Origin of the sequence: Mycobacterium sp. D16R24, assembly GCF_002013385.1 — a bacterium.
GTDB lineage: Bacteria > Actinomycetota > Actinomycetes > Mycobacteriales > Mycobacteriaceae > Mycobacterium.
On the sequence record NZ_MAEV01000007.1, the window covers coordinates 49,121 to 65,689 of the forward strand.

Here is a 16,569-nt window from a genome sequence, read left to right on the forward strand (position 1 = left end):
GCGGAGATCTGGGTCCACTCGTCCGTCAGATCCGTCGATGGCCGCGGCGAAACAGATTTCGCCACAACCTGTCCGCCAAACGGCTAAGCTCCCGACCTATTCGGTTGATAGAGCTCGACTGGGCGCCTGGCAGTACGCGATTGCAAACTGGACCACGCTTATCCCCAAATCCATTGCCGCCCACGGTGCAAAATCGCAAGCGCACGGCAGGAAACGAAGGAGTCTGACTGGTGCCTGGGCCGATACGTCGGGTGCGAGAGTCCCTGAGCAGGCGCCAAGCCGCCAAAGATGCTGCACGGCCGGATAACCGCCTCGCACTGGCGGATGAGGCATTGCTGGCAGAGCATCACGCCGCCGACATGAACGTGATCATCCAAGTTACGTGGCTGTATGGGCACGCCATCGATCTCGACGCTTTACGGCGCTTCCATCACAATCTTGGCCAGGGTTTGTTGGGTCGGCGCATCGAACGTCCAGCACTGCCGATCGCCCGGCATCGCTGGGTGGCGGATCCGGGTTCGTCGGATATCGATGTCGCTCAACACACCCGGCCGCGCACCGAGTTCAGCGACTGGGTTGACGAACGTTCACAGGTGCGCATCGACCCTGAGTCGGGTCCCGGCTGGCACATCGGCGTCCTTCCTCTTGACGACGGCACGACCGCGATCAGTCTGGTGCTCTCGCACAATCTGATCGACGGCCTCGGGCTTGCTCTTGTCATAGTCGAAGCAGCCCTGGGCAGGACACGAGATCTTGGCTATCCAACACCGACGTCCCGCGCTCGGCTGCGCGCACTGGGCCGGGATGCACGCGAGACGGCTCGGGATGTACCCAAGGTCGCCCGGGCCCTTCTGGCGGCGGGAAAACTGGCCAGAAAGCAGGCGCGCGACAAGAGGGAGACCGAGCAATCACCGGCGCCGTTGCCTGTTCACGAGGTCGTCCCCGACGACGTCGTCCTTGTGCCGGCCATCACGATCTACGTCGATTTGGAAGACTGGGATGCCCGCGCGGACGCTCTAGCCGGAGCGAGTCACACTCTCGCGGCGGCCTTCGCTGCCCGCTTTGGCGAGCGCATCGGGCGTGGACGTACCGACAAGGGCACCGTCACTCTGCAGATACCCATCAGCGAGCGCACCGCGGACGACACGCGCGCAATGGCACTGTCCTATGCGCGCGTCAGCATCGACACCACCTCGCTCACTACGGATCTGCGAGACATTCGATCCACCATCAAGCAGACACTAGCGGCGATGAAGGAGGAACCAGACGAATCAAAGCAGCTCCTGTGGCTGCCGTCATTCTTGCCCAAACGAACACTGAAGCGGATGGTCGCCAGGCTGCCCGCCGACCCTGACCAGTCGGTGTTCTGCTCCTATCTAGGCGATCTCAGCTCGATGATCGGGTATCCCGCCGGGACACTCGCCGACTTCCAGAACGCACGCGCGACCGGACAACGCGAAAGGCGCCAGCTGCTTGAGCGCACCGGCGGTCGAATGTTCATCCTCTCGGGGCGCCTCAACGGAAAGATCTTCATCAGCGTCGGCGCCTACCAACCGGGTGGGAAGAACACCAAGGAGGCCTTACACGAACTGGCCGAACTCACGCTGGCCGATTTCGATCTGACCGGTGAGATTCACTGACGCATCGCGTGCCCGCGCGGGCACATTAAAGAAGCTGGCGCTCCGCCCGTTTCAGAAGTTGTGACAGGTCCGGTAAGCCTGTTCCATTACTCCGAGGTACGGCTGAAAGGCCGGAGCATTTGCCACATCTTGGGCCGTCTGTGCCCGCTTCTCCGGACCGGCCGCCAGGAATTCACGGAGGCCGCGCTGCAGTATCGGCGACTGGGAGAACGCCTTACCGAATTGCGGGTCCTGGGCATTGAGTGCCGCTACCACTTGCGGATAACTGCACGTGGTGTTGATGGCGGAGTCCAGATCTGGGTCCGCGGAGGCGATCCCGGCGGCGCTGGCCAACGACAATGCCAGTGCCCCCAACCCGACAGACAGTTGGGTCAGTGATGGACGAAACATCTATGTAATTCCTTTCATACCAATACTTTTTGCTTCAATCCGGCCCTTGTGGGCCAGGTCCAATCCCACCCGAAGTTAGGCATCTTGCACGACCAACGGTCGGGGTCCCGCAGAGTCTTGTTGCACTCCGGCCGGGCGTTTGAGCACCCGCTGCGGCCACCAGAACCACCGCCCCAACAGCGCGGCGATCGCCGGCGTCATAAACGCGCGCACCACCAACGTGTCGAACAACAGGCCGATCCCGATCGTGGAGCCAACCTGCCCGATAACGCGCAGATCGCTGACCACCATGGACAACATCGTGAACGCGAACACCAAACCCGCAGAGGTCACCACCTTGCCGGTCCCGCCCATCGCCCGAATGATCCCCGTATTGATCCCAGCGCCCAGCTCTTCTTTCATCCGCGACACCAACAACAGGTTGTAATCAGAACCCACCGCCAACAAGATGATCACCGACATCGCCAGCACGAGCCAGTGCAACTCGATACCAAGAATGTTCTGCCAGATGAGCACCGAAAAGCCGAACGCCGCACCCAGCGAAAGTGCCACTGTCCCAACGATAACCAGCGCAGCGACAAAACTTCGCGTCATGACCAGCATGATGCCGAAAATCAGACAGAGCGCAGCCACACCGGCTATCAACAGATCGTAAGCGGACCCGTCGCGTAGGTCTTTGAAGGTCGCGGCGGTGCCGGCGAGATGGATCTGAGCGTTTTCCAGCGGCGTCACTTTGAGCGCCTCTTCCGCCGCCGTCCGCACCGCGTCCACCCTCGACAGACCTTCCGGTGTACCCGGATCGCCCCGGTACGTCAGGATCAGCCGAACAGCCTTCCCGTTCGGCGAAAAGAACAGGGACATAGCCCGTTTGAAGTCCTCGTTCTCGAAGACCTCCGGAGGCAGGTAGAACGAGTCGTCGTTCTGGGCACCATCGTAAATCTTTCCCATCGCGGTCGCGTTCGCCGCCGTTTGATCGATCAGGGAAAAGATCCCGGACATGGTGCTGTGCATCGTCAGCATCATGGCGCGCATTGACTTCATGGTCGCGATCATCGGTGGGAAGAGAGCGATCAACTCCCGCTGATACCCATTCATCTGCTCCACGCGTTCGAGGATCTGGTGCGTCCGAAGACTGAGCTGGTCAGTGCCGTCGAGCGCCTGAAATACTGATCTGATCGCGAAGCAAATCGGAATCGTCTCGCAGTGCTTCTCCCAGTACAAATAGTTGCGAAGGGGCTTAAAGAAGTCATCGAAGTTGGCGATGTAATCCCGTAGCCGATCGACGGTCGCCGTCAGCTCCCTGTTCATGAGGACCGTCTCATTGGTGATGTCGGAGATGCTGCTCATCAGCTCGTAAGTGTGCTGCATTTGGTTGATCATCTTCGTGGTGTCATCGGCCTGTTTCAGCATGTCGTCCACGCGTTCTTTTCCAAACGGCAGGATCTGCAGCATGCCAGCGCTTTGCAGGCTGATCTGAAACGGTATGGAAGTGTGCTCGATAGGGCTTCCCTCTGGCCGAGTAATGCTCTGCACCATAGAAATACCAGGAACGGCATAGAGCCCCTTGGCAAGTTTGTGGAGCACCACGAAGTCTGCCGGATTACGCATATCGTGGTCCGCCTCGAGAATCAGGACATCGGGCGTCATTCGCGACTCAGGGAAGTGCCGCTCAGCGGCCGCGTACCCCATGTTGGCGGGGATGTCTCGGGGGACATACAGCCTGTCGTCGTAGCTTGTCTGATACCCCGGAAGTGCCAGCAGCCCAATAAGTCCGACCGCGCACGCCCCGGCAAGGATTGGTCCGGGCCATCGAACGATCGCCGTGCCAACCCACCGCCAGCGGCGGACCATCATCTTCCGTTTGGGCTCAAACAGCCCGAAACGACTCCCTAGACCAATGACGGCCGGAACGAGCGTGACAGCCACCGCAACCGCGACGGCCATACCCACCGCAGCGGGAATGCCCATGGTCTGGAAGTAGGGCAGCCGGGTGAAGCTGAGGCAGAAGATCGCGCCCGCAATCGTCAATCCCGATGCCACCACCACCTTCGCGACACTGCTGTAGGTGGTGTAGAACGCCGTCTCCCGGTCTTCGCCGGACTGCCTGGCCTCCTGATAGCGGCCCATGAAGAATATGCCGTAGTCCGTTCCCACCGCGATGCCGAGCGACACCAAAAGATTCACTGAGAAGGTTGAAAGTCCAATAACCCCATGGTCTCCCAACAACGCGACGATACCTCGAGCCGCCTGTACCTGTATGCCCACCATGACCAACAGCAGGATTACGGTGACCATCGAGCGGTATACAAAGAGCAGCATCGTGAGGATCACCACGAGCGTCACCACAGTGATTTTGATGATGGACGTGTTGCCGGCGTGGTTCATATCCGTCACCAAGGGCGCGGGGCCCGTGACATAGGCCTGTACGCCGGGCGGGGGTGACGACCGTTCCACGATGTCCCGGACGGCCTCCACGGACTTGTTCGCCAGGGCCTGGCCTTGGTTGCCCGCGAGGTTGACCTGGACGTAGACGCTCTTACCGTCGGCGCTCTGCACACCCGTCGCGGTAAGAGGGTCACCCCAATAGTCCTGGACATGCTGTACATGTGCGGTGTCCGACCTCAACTGGCGAACTAAGTTGTCGTAATAGCCGTGTGCGTCATCACCGAGCGGTTGCTGACCTTCCAGCACGATCATCGCCACGCTGTCGGAGTTCGATTCTCCGAAGACCTGCCCCATGCGCTGCATCGCCTGGAACGACGGCGCCGCTTGGGGAACCAGGGACACTGAGCTTTCCCGCCCGACTTGTTCCAGTGACGGAACGGCAAAGGTCACAACGGCGATGACCGCCAGCCAGCCAAGGATGATCGGCACCGACAGCCGACGGATCAGCCGGGCCACCAACGGTGGCCGGTTGACCATCCGGTGAATACTCATGCGGTCGTCGCCAGGCAGTAGATAGAGGCATCCATCGCGGTTAGCGCTCTTCCTTCTGCAGAAGGAAGCTCACCAACGGGCGCGAGCCGGGCGCGTGGCGTCGTGCCCTGGCGGGGCGCTGCAGCACCCGCTGCGGCCACCAGAACCACCGCCCCAACAGCGCGGCGATTGCCGGCGTCATGAACGCGCGCACCACCAATGTGTCGAACAACAGGCCGATCGCGATCGTCGAACCCAGCTGGCCGATGGTGACAAGATCGCTGACCACCATGGACAACATCGTGAACGCGAACACCAAACCCGCAGAGGTCACCACCTTGCCGGTCCCGCCCATCGCCCGAATGATCCCCGTATTGATCCCAGCGCCCAGCTCTTCTTTCATCCGCGACACCAACAACAGGTTGTAATCAGAACCCACCGCCAACAAGATGATCACCGACATCGCCAGCACCACCCAGTTCAAGGGGATGCCGAGAATGCTCTGCCAGATGAGCACCGAGAGGCCGAACGCCGCACCCAGCGAAAGTGCCACTGTCCCAACGATAACCAGCGCAGCGACAAAGCTTCGCGTCATGACCAGCATGATGCCGAATATCAGACAGAGCGCCGCGGTGGCCGCGATCAACAGATCGTACTTCGAGCCGTCGACAACGTCTTTGACCGATGCCGCGGTGCCGGTCATATAGATCTTGGCATTCCGTAGCGGTGTGCCCTTGAGTGCCTCCGCGGCCGCTGTCTCTATCGGCTCAACCAACGACATACCCTCGCGCGTCGCCGGATCGCCCCGCTGCGATATGAGCATCCGCGCCGCCTTCCCGTCCGAGGACAGGAAGATGTTCATGACACGCTTGAAGTCTTCGTTCTCGAAGACCTCCGGGGGGAGATAGAACGAGTCGTCGTTCTGCGCAGCATCGAAAGCCTTGCCCATCGCGGTTGAGTTATTCGTCGACTGCTCCATCTGATCGAAGATCCCGGACATGGTGCTGTGCATGGACAGCATCATTTTCCGCGTGGATTCCATCGTCTCGATCATCACTGGAAACTGTTGTGCCATTTGCGGAAGTAGCTCATCCAGCCGATCCAGATTCGCCACCAGGTCACCCAGCTTGTCGGAGACCTCGTCCACTCCGTCGAGCGTGTCGAAGACGGAACGGATGGCCTGACAGATCGGGATGTCGTAGCAGTGCTTTTCCCAGTAGAGGTAATTTCTGATCGGTCTGATGAAGTCATCGAAATCCATAACATGATCCCGAAGCTCATTCATGATTATTTCGAGTTCGTGCGTTGTGCCGACCATGCCGTGGGTCGTGCCGACCATCTGCTCGGTCAGCGCCTGCATCCGCTTCATGATGCCGATCGTCTTCAGCATGTCGTCGGCCTGAACCAGCAGATCGTCCATGCGGTTCTTCTGAAACGGCATCAAATGCGACTGACTCGCGCTGCTCATACTGAGCATGAACGGAATGGTCGTGTGTTTCAAAGGCTCACCGCCGGGCCGAGTTACCGCCTGAACCCGCGATACGCCGGGCACGGCTTGGACCCCGCGCGCCAGTTTGTTGATCACCAGGAAGTCGACCGGATTGCGCATGTCGTGATCGGCTTCGATCAGCAGAACATCCGGGGCCATCATCAAGGACTGAGGGAAGTGTCGCGAGGCGGCGGCATAGCCCACATTCGCCGGAATATCCTGCGGGATGTATTTCTGGTCGTTGTAGCTGGGCTGGTACACCGGCAGCGTCAACAGCCCGATCAGTGCCACCGCACACGTCGCGACGAGAATCGGTGCCGGCCAACGCACGATCGCCGTACCGATCTGCCGCCAGCGGCGGACCGTGACCTTTCGCTTGGGCTCAAACAACCCGAAACGGCTACCCACGGCGATGACCGCCGGAACGAGTGTGATCGCTACCGCGACGGCGACCACCATGCCCACGGCCGTGGCGACTCCCAATGTCTGGTAGACGGGGAGCCGGGTGAAGTGCAGACAGAGAACTGCGCCGGCAATCGTCAAACCCGAACCCAGCACCACCTTGGCCACGCTGCGGAAGGTGGTGTAAAACGCCGTCTCTCGATCCTCACCGGCCTGGCGTGCCTCCTGATATCGCCCGGTGAAGAAGATGCCGTAGTCCGTTCCGGCCGCGATGGCAAGTGCCACCAGCAGATTGACCACGAATGTGGTGATACCGATGAGCCCCAGATTTCCGAGAAACGCCACGAATCCGCGGGCCACCGTCAGCTCTATCCCGACGACAATCAGCATGAGAATGACGGAAACGATCGATCGGTAGACCAGGAGCAGCATGGTGAAGATCACCGCGAGGCTTAGCCCCGTGACCAGGAGGACGGTCCTGTTGCCGGCCGGGCCCAAGTCCGCGGCGAACGCCGCCGGTCCGGTCACATAGGCCTTGACTCCCGGCGGCGCCGGTGTCCGGTCCACAATGCTCCGCACCGCCTCAACGGATTGATTCGCCGAAGCCCCCTCCCGGGGATCCGTCAGAGCCACCTGTACATACGTAGCCTTACCGTCGAGGCTTTGCGCAGCAGCCTGCGTCATTTGATCGCCCCAGAAATCCTGCACATGCTGGACATGGGCCGTATCGGATTTCAATTGGCGGATCAACTCGTCGTAGTACCGGTGCGTGTCGTCACCGAGGGGTTGCTGACCCTCCACAACGATCATCGCTACCACACTGGAATTCGATTCGTCGAACAGCTGGCCCATTCGTTGCGTTGCCTGAAACGACGGTGCCGCATCCGGATTCATCGCCACCGCGTGTTCCTTCTCGACCTGCTCAAGTGAGGGAACGCTCATGCTTAAGACGACGGCTATCGCCAACCAACCAAGGATGATCGGCACCGACAGACGGCGGATCAACCGTGCCAGTAATGGTGGACGGTGACCCACCGGCAATGGCTCTGTCGGAGGGTCGCTGAGAGTGCTCATGCGGCCTTCAACATGCAGAAGGTCAACGCGCTGACGCCGTATCGGATCTTCTCGTCCTTGACCTTGTCGCCCACGAGGATGCGGCATCCAATGCTGTCCGCGTCACCCTGTGCGGTGAGGTTTCCCATGGCCGTCGCCTCGGTGATCGGAAACTCCACCGACCAGGGCAGCGGGGCCTGCTTGATCACCTGCGGCTCGGCATCCGCATCGAAGTAGCTAATGGTCGCCACCGTGCCCGGGGGGCCGAACACCTCGTAGATCAAGTACTTGGGGTCGTGCGGCCGCTTCTCTTCCCGTTCGGCATTGGCATACGCGGGACGACGCTCGTTACCGAAGACGCCGTGCAACCGCGACACGGTGAATCCACCCGCGACTGCCACCACCACAAGCACCAACGGAATCCACACACGCTTCAAGATCGTGAAAATCTCGAGTCCCTCCGACTGTCTTCCGCGCTCGGCAGCATGTCAGCTGCACGAACATGTATCTTCAGATCGGATGTGAACACAACGGATAACCGAACTTCGAATGCGGCGGCACCCAGGCTCGGTCGTGTGTGAAGCACCGCCAACGTGCGGCACGCCTCGTCGCGCGCGACCCGATTCCGACGAGTAAATCATGTCGGCGCGTCACGAAAGACACAATCCGCAATCTCGGTCTGGAAACGTCTAATACCTTGTTATACACCAAATTTGGGAATGGACTGCTCGTCCAGAAATCCGTTCTCGAGCCGTTCGGCGGCGGATCTGGCCTGACCGGTGTACAGATGTGGGGCCTTGCCGTAATCACATCCCCCACGAACATGTTCGCGAAATAACATGCAAGAGAACGTAGTGCCGTGGCGGGCCACACGGGAGCCTGGAACGCGGCCCGATTGACGGCGACATGTCCTTCAACGGAGGACTCTCGACGAGACGCCAAATAGGCATCTGTTCCGGAACTTTCGGATTGCTATCCGTCGGCGTCTACGGAATCCGGATCCATCTCCGGCTGAATCCACCGAAATCCGGACTTGCTGCGCTCCATGAACCGGGGTTCATAGGTGCCCTCGATCCTCTTGCCATTCACGACGCCGGTAAGGACCAGCCGATCCGGGCTGGGCTGCTGTGCGTGAAGTATCTGTTGCGGCGGGCCGGACTCACGCTTACGCAATTCCAGCCGGTCGCCGTTGACCGCCAACAGCCACGCAGCGGTGCGCCCGTCGGGTGTCTGGGAAACGAACTTCATCACGCTGAACTCCGCCACCGTGTCACGATGGGAAATCGCCACGTTGGGCCACGGTTCGGGATCAGTCTGGTTCAGCGTCGCCCCGTGCCCGTCGATGGTGAATGACGTTGCGTGCCAAGCACCGTCGAGACTTGAGGTGGGTGTTTTGTATGTGGAGTAGACCGCTAGCGACTGCAACACGATGAGTGCCGTCAGGACCGATGACACCCCGAATTTGAGCACAATGCCCGTCGTGAGCAGCCAGCGCCGGTCCGAGCCGAGCGCCGGCCATAGCCGCACCGGCTGCGTGGTGCTGCGGTTGAAGACCACCCGCACAAGGCTTGGCCACAATGGCGCGGTGACCGCGACCGCAATCAAGAACAGCTCTCCCGAGACCTGCTTGACCGGCACGTCATACGTCATGTTGAGCAGGAACACCTGCGCCATGGCGAACACCGACCCCACGGCGCCCAAGACCCAGGTGCGGTTCCACAGCAGCAGCAACCCGGACACCAGCTCCACGGCCCCTGTGGCTATCGAATACGGTTCCGAGGCACCCATGAAGCCCCACAAAGTGTTGAACAAGCTTGTGTCACCGGCTAATTGCAGCTGCCGATCAGGAAGAGCCATGAACCCCATCTGCGTGGGAATCGCCTTCGCGATGCCGTACGTGATCATCGACATCGCCAGACCGAACCGTGCGAAAACCCACAGCGACGCGGCCAGCCGCCGGTAGTTCGGCCGGCGACCGTCCAGCACCGTCCATATCGCGGTGATCGCCAGTGCGATCACAATCCAGCCCAGGTGGTAGCACCACGACCACAACAGGTCGCTTCCGGAAGACACAGTGAGTTCGATACCGCGTCCGCGGATGAGGAAACTGCCGATCTGCGCCGTCAGCCATAGCACCGGCTCAAACAAGGTGTAAAGCCCGAGGTTGTCGTACACCGAGAGCAGAAGAATCCCGCCACCGATGGTGAATAGCAGACGGAATCCGATCTTCTGCAGCGGGGTCCACCGCGCCGGGGTATCAGCGCCGTCCTCTTCGGAGGTGCCGGATAGCGCGGGTACATCGGTCGTCATGCCCGCGAGCCTAGCCGTCCCGCGGGTGTCGCCGCCTCCGGGAAAACCCTGAGTCACATCCTGATTCGGGGAACCACTAGGCCCCTAATGCGCTGCGCATCCAACGTAGAACACTGGGCATCGCCCACCCGGCCGCGATCAGATGTTCGCCAGGCACGGGCAGGTAATCTACCGTCGCTCCCTTCGATCGCCAGCTGTCGACGAGCGCGGTGACGCCTTGTTCGGGAACGAACTGATCACCGATGAACCGGTCACGCGATCCGTGGTACAGCAGGGTCGGCATGGTCGGTGCGGTGGCGCCCGGCTTGTTGGCGGCGATCACATCCTGTGCGATCTCGGACTCGAAAGGCGATGGAATGGCCGCCAATACATCAAGATCGATACGCGCAATCCCGGCCGCTGCCAACGGCGGCTGCGGCAAGTCCTTGATCAGAGTCGTCATGTAGAAGGCAAAATCGCCAAAGAGCTCCACCATGCTCGGGTACTCGCGCGCCTGCCCGATCGTGGCCGCGGCAAATAGGCCAGATCCCAAGGCGCCGTTCATACTGCGATACAGCAGGGCGTAATCCGTCGGTGTCCCGCCGGCGACCGCACCGCTGAACCTCAGTTCCGGCGCGTAGGCCGGCTGCTCCTGCGCGGCCCACACCGTCGCGATGGCACCGCCGCTGTACCCATCCATCACCATCGGGGATTCCATGAGATCTGGACATAGTCTGCGCATCCCGCGTACTGAGTCCAGTACCGCATGCGCGGCCATGATGCCCGCCGAATAGGCCATCCGCGGTCCCTCGTGATCGGGTATGAGCACCGCATAATTTCGCGCCAGGAGCAACGGCGCCAACGGCGGCACGTCGACGTACAGACCTCGCTCGATCCGGTAAGAGGGCGCTGCCTTGAGACCCAGGGAGTTGATCGGCTGGTTGCGTACCACCACCGGACGAGCGCCCGCGCCGCGCCAAGGGCGGTTCGGTTCGATCAGGGTCGCAGTCACGGGCACAGCATTCCCCGCGGTATCCGTGGAGCGGACCATAAGTCGCTGAATAGTGCTTCCAGGCCGGGGAATACGAGGCAGCAGCTGGTGTGTTCGAACGATCTCTCCGTTGGCGCGGTCACTCAGGTCACCCGGGTCGGCATAGAAGCTGGGCCCCGGGATGGGCGTCGGCAAGATGGCTGCATGCCGATCAGCACGCTGCTCATCGGTCAACCTGCGCGCGGCCCAACTGTTGAGCCGTCGCACCACCGAGGGGCTGCGCAAGGCCACGGCCGAGCCCACGATCCCGGCCACCGCCGTACCTACGCCCGCCAGTGCGCTTCCACCGAGAACAGCTTTGGGCTTCGTTCCCATGTGCAACCTCCTGATTCCAGGACAGCGTAGACAACGCGTTTTCACAACGGACGTAGTGGCTTTCACGACAGACGCAGTGGTGAGTCAACCATCCGTGAACGTACGGTATCGCTGGGCGCCCACGTACTCGGCGAGGTGCTCGCCCGTCAGCTGGAAGGCACAGTCTCGAGAGCCCCAGGGCTGATCGGCGGGTTCCTGCATGACCTCGGCGCCAATGGCCTGCACTCGCTCGAAGATCCTGGCCAGGTCGTCGGTGGCGAGCACCCCACCGCGAAACAGACCTCGGTGACACTCATGTCTGCGCGGCGCAGCAGCATCATGGCCCGCTCGATCCGCCGTGTCGTGGGGTAGGAGTACTGCGACTCCCACAAGCGCTCTTGAACTGGCGGCTCAGATGTCCCGAGGACATGTGCGCATCGCGGGCCAGCTCTTCGACGTTCAGCGGCTGCGCGTACTCGCGGTCAATCCGGTCGCGTACCCGGCGAAGACGCGCGAGGTCGCGCAGGCGCTGCTCCTTGCCTGCATGGGTCTCAGGCGGGATTCTATCGACTAGATCATGCCCAGCAGGCCGATATCGGCGGCGTACTTGAGGATCAGATCCTTGGTGACATGCGGGATCTCACCCGGTGTCTGGCCCAAGCCGCCGACCTTCGCCTCTCGTACAGCTCCGCTGAATTCGGCTGTCGGGAGGGCACTTCCGTCAATTGCCGGCTGCGGCTTCTGGTACATCTTGAGCAGCGGCAGCACGGACTGCTGGCGCTGCTGCTCCGACAGCCCCTTGAGTGCTGTCTCGAACCGAGTGAGCCATTGGCCGTAATCGTCGATCCGGGCGATCTTGTACCCGGCCTCGATGAGCCAATCCACAAAAGTGTCCATCGAGACGCCGTCGTGGTGGGGATTGAACACATCGAAGCTGCGGTAGTCATCTGTCACGTTCACGCCACCGATCGCGGTGATAGACGCAGCAGTGAAATCACCTGGGACGCCATCGTAGTGAGCCCGCTGACGGTTGCCGTCGCTATCCAGTTCGTAGAAACTTGCCGGCGCGACGCCGGTGAGCAACAGGCTCTGGATGGTGCGGGTGAACACGTCGGTGACGTTCAGCTGACCGTGGTAGTCGCTGTGCGCGAGAATCATGTCGGAGCGGAACACCCGCACCGGCAGCCCGGCCAAATCGTGGGCCTCCCGCAGGAGCACCTCACCCGCCCACTTCGAATTCCCATACCCATTGGCGTAGCCGTCGTTGATCTGGCGCTCTGCCGACATCACCCGGACATCGGAATCTTCCTCGAACTGGGTCACCGGGATCTGATCGGCGATACCGACCGTCGACAGGTACGTGACCGGCTTGAGCCGTTCGGAGATCGCCAGTTTGATGATCTCGGCGGTACCGGCCACATTGGGGCCAAATAGCTGGCTGTACGGCAGCACGTGGTTCACCAACGCGCCCGAGTGGACGATCAGATCCACCTCACCGGCCAGCTTCTGCCAAACATCCTGGGACAGGCCCAGATCCTGGTCTCCGAAATCACCGGCGATCACTTCGAGACCCTGCTCCGCGAGCTGGCGGTAGTGGGCCGACAGCTTGAGGTCTCCCGATTCGTAGACGGCGTCCAGCCGTGCACGGGCGGCCGCAGCATCGGAGCCGCGGATCAGCGCGTACACCTTTCCGCCACGGGGCACCAGTCGTTCGAGCCAATCCAGTACCAACCAGCGTCCGAGCCAGCCGTTACCACCGGTTACCAACACGGTCTTAACGTCGGTAGTGGGCGGCTGAATATCCTTGGCCGCCTTCAGTAACGACTCGTCGATGAACTTGTCGAGGGTGAGCTCGGCGGCATTGATCACCGTCGCGCCCCTGCCATGGACCGACGCGAACGTCGGCTGCGTCGCGGTGCCGGTCCGTTGTGCCTCAATGTGCCGGGCGATCGCGGCGAGATCGTTGGCGACGCTGTTGATCACGCCAACCGGAACGTCTACCTCGAAGATGTCGCGCAGCAGCTCGGAGTACGACAACGCCGAAAGCGAGTCCCCGCCGAGGTCGATGAACCGGACATCGGGGGCCAGGTCGGAAGACGATGCCCCCAGCAATGCCGCCGCGGCGTCGGTCACGGTGTCCAGGACCGGACGGCTGGCCGCCTCCCGCGCCAGCTCACGCAACCGCTCGTTCTGGCTTTCGGCCAGTTCGGTATACAGCGCCTCCAGCCGTTCGCCGTAGTGCTCCTTTAGCTTCGGACGCAGCAGCTTGCGCGCATCCGACAGCAGCCCGGATTCAACGGTGAACGGCACCGTCTCGACGATGAAGTCCCGGGGGATCTCGTAGGACTGCAGTTCCGCGCCCTTGGCGACCTGCTGCAGCGAATCCTGGATCAGCGGTTTGAGCGCATTTGGCGAATCCGCATACCGTTCAAGGGCTTCCGGAGTGGGCACTACGACTGCCAACAGGAAAGAACGCTCACTGTTGCCGTACACGAAGATCTGCCGAACCAGCGGGCTGCCGGTGTACGCGGCCTCCAGCTTAGACACCGCGACAAATTCACCCTGAGCGAGCTTGAGCACGTTCTTGACACGGTCAAGATACTTAAGGTGGTCCGGTCCCAACTCGGCGACCACGTCGCCAGTCAGGTAATAGCCGTCCTCGTCGAAGACGTCGGCGGTGGTTTCCGGGCGCTTGTAGTAGCCGGGGAACATGGTGTCCGACTTGATGCGCAGCTCGCCCCTGGGATGCGGGGAATCCGTTGTGAAATAACCGAGTTCAGGAACATCCACCAGCTTGTATTCGGTGACCGGGGGACGCTGCAAGATGCCGTCGCGCCATACTGCCCCGGCCTCCGTCGAGCCATAGCCGTCGAGCATCGCTACCTGCAGCAGCGATTCCATGAAGTCGTTCATCTCGGGAGACAACGGCGCAGAACCGGATCCGGCACTGAGCACGCGCCCACCGAAATCCTCTTCGCGAATGCGCACCTTGATCTGCTCGGCGATGTCCGCATTACTTTCACCGGGGGCAAGCGAGCGATCCAACTCGGCCTGGTAACGCTGGAAGACCATCTCCACCACGCGCGGCACGAACAACACCTCGGTGGGACGGATCAGCGCGATGTCCTCGAAGAATGTCGACAGGTCACTGGAAGCGATGTAGTACGCCGTGCCGCCCCCGGAGAGCGTGCCCATCAGCGTGAGGCGGCCCGCCAGGTGGCTCATGGGCATGAAGTTGACGCCCACGCCCGGAATGACCGTGCTGCTGAGCCACTTCTTCTGCCACAGGTTGGCCACCAGCCATTGCGGGTACATCGCGCCCTTGGGGGTGCCGGTGCTGCCGGAGGTGTAGATGAGCAGACGCAATGCGTCGGGATCTTCGCTGGGCTGTGGTGCCGCGGGCAGCTCTCGCCCGCGCGCGATCGCGTCGCCGAGCGGATCGACGGTGATCGGCCGACCGGCCTCTTCGAGTCGGGCGCGCACGGCGCGCAGCGCCTCGCGGTGGCCGTCCAGCTCCGGGTGGTAGTCGAAGACCGACAACAGGCGCACAGACGGCGCCGCCAGTAGCGACTCCACCGCGGCGTCGAGGTACTCAATGCTGGCGGCGAAGACGGTGGGCTGGGTTTCCTCAAGGATCGCGTTGCGCTGTTGCACAGACGCGCCGGTCTGCAAGGGCACCGACACGGTGCCGAGACGAAGCCCCGCGACGTCCAGCGAGGCGAAGTCCGTGCTGGTAAAGCCCAGCTGAGCGACAAAGTCACCATCACGGATTCCCTGCGCATACCAGGCGGCGGCGATGGCCTCGGCCCGGTTCCACAACTCGCGATAGGAGGTGGTGACGTACTCGGGCTTCAGCGCGAGGCTTGTCACGCCGTTGTCGTCGGTCACCAGCTCAACGGCGCGGTGCCCGAGCGCCGGGCGATCTCCGTAGCCCTCCAGGAGTCGCCGGATCACCTCGACCAGCGGCAGACCGGGTTCGTTGACCGCATCGGTCACTGCGTCGTCAGGGAAGAGCCCCTGCAGCTGGGGGTCGTTGGACACGACCTGCGCGACGCGTCGTTCGAGTTCCTGTTGTTCCGCGAGATCAGGCGTCGTCGTGGCGGCAGGTGTCAAGATCGTTTCAGTCATGCCTAGATACCTCGGAGATCGGCGTTAAGTAACAAGTGCGAGGGCAACATTGCCCACCCAGTAAAAGTACATACCTAAGCTAACTATTCCCTGTGGGTCCGTTTTCTTCACGTCCCGGAGAGTGGACATTCGCGCTGGTCTGACCCCGGGATGCCGGGTTCAGGTGTCATCTCAGGGTGAGGAGCGTCACTGCCGCAGCGCCTGCGGTGCGTGTTCGCGGGCGGCCGCCAACAGCTCCTGTCGCGAGGGGTTCACTAACGGATGCCCCGCGACGTTGACGGTCGGCACCGTCTCGTTGCCGTCGGCGACCTAACGCACGTAAGCGGCCGCCTCGGGGGATTCCCAGATGTTGACCTCGGTGTAGCGCAGCCGACTGAAGCGCAGCTGCGTCCGGAGCTTGATACAGAACGGACAGCCCGGTCGCCAGTACAGAACAACCTCGTCAGACGCCGGGAAGGGCTTCGTCATGATCCCTGTCTACACGGGCTTGCCCGCAGTGATGCCCGGCTTGAGCGTGTAGATGCCCTCGATCGCGATGACGACCGCGCAGCGCGGATACTTCAGGTCCCGTTCCTCCGCGAAGGCAACGGCGTCATCGAATGCCGGCCCCGAATCGTGGACGTGGGCCGAACCGACGAACCGGTACCCGTCCAGCGCCTCGCGGTCAATCACCGCGACGGAAACCTTTGATCCGGCCTGGATATTGGCCAGTGTCTGACCCCCGGTGTTCTCATTGAAGATCAGAGACCGTTCATCACGCACCCGCAGCGAGCGCTTGGGCCCGATGTTGGGGGTGGTGCCGTCTGTCACCGTCGCCAGGATCGCCAGTTGAGAACCGAGCATCCGCTTCATCTCATCGGTGAGCGTGGGCATTGTGTACGCGACCTCCTGGAATAGTTGTACTGGAACGAGATTCG

General features: G+C 61.8%; 12 protein-coding genes and 2 pseudogenes. 2 read left to right on the top strand and 12 right to left on the bottom strand.

Annotation, left to right across the window (positions count from 1 at the left end; translation table 11 throughout):
• Window positions 1–230: 230 nt before the first annotated feature.
• Window positions 231–1,640 carry a hypothetical protein gene (locus B4383_RS05480; RefSeq protein WP_078289962.1) on the top strand — a complete coding sequence of 470 codons (1,410 nt, stop codon included), beginning with the start codon at window positions 231–233 and terminating at the stop codon, window positions 1,638–1,640.
• Window positions 1,641–1,691: 51 nt separating this feature from the next.
• On the opposite strand, the gene B4383_RS05485 is transcribed toward B4383_RS05480, so the two are convergent.
• From B4383_RS05485 to B4383_RS27010, 9 genes and pseudogenes are all read right to left on the bottom strand, one after another.
• Window positions 1,692–2,030 carry a hemophore-related protein gene (locus tag B4383_RS05485; protein ID WP_078289961.1) on the bottom strand — a complete coding sequence of 113 codons (339 nt, stop codon included), beginning with the start codon at window positions 2,028–2,030 and terminating at the stop codon, window positions 1,692–1,694.
• 75 nt (window positions 2,031–2,105) lie between these two features.
• On the bottom strand, window positions 2,106–4,967 hold the full coding sequence (locus B4383_RS05490) for an RND family transporter (RefSeq protein WP_078289960.1): 2,862 nt from the start codon (window positions 4,965–4,967) through the stop codon (window positions 2,106–2,108).
• A gap of 40 nt (window positions 4,968–5,007) precedes the next feature.
• Window positions 5,008–7,911 (bottom strand): RND family transporter, encoded by a 2,904-nt coding sequence (locus B4383_RS05495; protein ID WP_078289959.1) that lies wholly within the window; start codon window positions 7,909–7,911, stop codon window positions 5,008–5,010.
• Complete coding sequence (locus B4383_RS05500; RefSeq protein ID WP_078289958.1) at window positions 7,908–8,318, bottom strand: MmpS family transport accessory protein; 411 nt, start codon at window positions 8,316–8,318, stop codon at window positions 7,908–7,910. Before B4383_RS05500 ends, B4383_RS05495 begins: the two co-directional genes overlap by 4 nt.
• Before the next feature lie 272 nt (window positions 8,319–8,590).
• Window positions 8,591–8,731, bottom strand: coding sequence for a hypothetical protein (locus B4383_RS26580; RefSeq protein ID WP_176126477.1), 141 nt, complete (start codon window positions 8,729–8,731; stop codon window positions 8,591–8,593).
• 131 nt (window positions 8,732–8,862) lie between these two features.
• On the bottom strand, window positions 8,863–10,200 hold the full coding sequence (locus B4383_RS05505; protein ID WP_078289957.1) for a hypothetical protein: 1,338 nt from the start codon (window positions 10,198–10,200) through the stop codon (window positions 8,863–8,865).
• A gap of 76 nt (window positions 10,201–10,276) precedes the next feature.
• Entirely contained in the window at window positions 10,277–11,545 is a 1,269-nt protein-coding gene (locus tag B4383_RS05510; protein ID WP_078289956.1) for a lipase family protein, read from the bottom strand.
• An 84-nt stretch (window positions 11,546–11,629) separates the two neighbouring features.
• A pseudogene (locus B4383_RS27005) lies at window positions 11,630–11,809 on the bottom strand (VOC family protein); the annotation flags it as partial.
• Window positions 11,803–12,011: pseudogene (locus tag B4383_RS27010) on the bottom strand (helix-turn-helix domain-containing protein); the annotation flags it as partial. The pseudogenes B4383_RS27010 and B4383_RS27005, both read right to left, overlap by 7 nt.
• On the opposite strand from B4383_RS27010, the gene B4383_RS27015 reads away from it, so the two are divergent.
• Window positions 11,940–12,098 carry a hypothetical protein gene (locus B4383_RS27015; RefSeq protein ID WP_286144041.1) on the top strand — a complete coding sequence of 53 codons (159 nt, stop codon included), beginning with the start codon at window positions 11,940–11,942 and terminating at the stop codon, window positions 12,096–12,098. The pseudogene B4383_RS27010 and the gene B4383_RS27015 overlap by 72 nt on opposite strands.
• Here B4383_RS27015 and car read toward each other — a convergent pair.
• From car to B4383_RS26585, 3 genes are all read right to left on the bottom strand, one after another.
• Window positions 12,095–15,652 (bottom strand): carboxylic acid reductase, encoded by a 3,558-nt coding sequence (gene car / locus B4383_RS05520; protein WP_078289955.1) that lies wholly within the window; start codon window positions 15,650–15,652, stop codon window positions 12,095–12,097. The genes B4383_RS27015 and car overlap by 4 nt on opposite strands.
• 309 nt (window positions 15,653–15,961) lie before the next feature.
• Window positions 15,962–16,120: a glutaredoxin domain-containing protein gene (locus B4383_RS27020; RefSeq protein ID WP_286144042.1), complete on the bottom strand. Its 159-nt coding sequence runs from the start codon at window positions 16,118–16,120 to the stop codon at window positions 15,962–15,964.
• Window positions 16,121–16,129: 9 nt separating this feature from the next.
• On the bottom strand, window positions 16,130–16,525 hold the full coding sequence (locus B4383_RS26585; RefSeq protein WP_078290007.1) for a pyridoxamine 5'-phosphate oxidase family protein: 396 nt from the start codon (window positions 16,523–16,525) through the stop codon (window positions 16,130–16,132).
• Window positions 16,526–16,569: the final 44 nt, after the last annotated feature.

Bases quoted from the DNA above. Each gene is read 5' to 3' on its own strand.
- B4383_RS27015 (WP_286144041.1), top strand. From the start codon at position 11,940: ATGTCCCGAGGACATGTGCGCATCGCGGGCCAGCTCTTCGACGTTCAG.
- car (WP_078289955.1), bottom strand. From the start codon at position 15,652: ATGACTGAAACGATCTTGACACCTGCCGCCACGACGACGCCTGATCTC.
- B4383_RS05490 (WP_078289960.1), bottom strand. From the start codon at position 4,967: ATGAGTATTCACCGGATGGTCAACCGGCCACCGTTGGTGGCCCGGCTG.
- B4383_RS05510 (WP_078289956.1), bottom strand. From the start codon at position 11,545: ATGGGAACGAAGCCCAAAGCTGTTCTCGGTGGAAGCGCACTGGCGGGC.
- B4383_RS05485 (WP_078289961.1), bottom strand. From the start codon at position 2,030: ATGTTTCGTCCATCACTGACCCAACTGTCTGTCGGGTTGGGGGCACTG.
- B4383_RS05505 (WP_078289957.1), bottom strand. From the start codon at position 10,200: ATGACGACCGATGTACCCGCGCTATCCGGCACCTCCGAAGAGGACGGC.
- B4383_RS27020 (WP_286144042.1), bottom strand. From the start codon at position 16,120: ATGACGAAGCCCTTCCCGGCGTCTGACGAGGTTGTTCTGTACTGGCGA.
- B4383_RS26580 (WP_176126477.1), bottom strand. From the start codon at position 8,731: ATGTTATTTCGCGAACATGTTCGTGGGGGATGTGATTACGGCAAGGCC.
- B4383_RS26585 (WP_078290007.1), bottom strand. From the start codon at position 16,525: ATGCCCACGCTCACCGATGAGATGAAGCGGATGCTCGGTTCTCAACTG.
- B4383_RS05495 (WP_078289959.1), bottom strand. From the start codon at position 7,911: ATGAGCACTCTCAGCGACCCTCCGACAGAGCCATTGCCGGTGGGTCAC.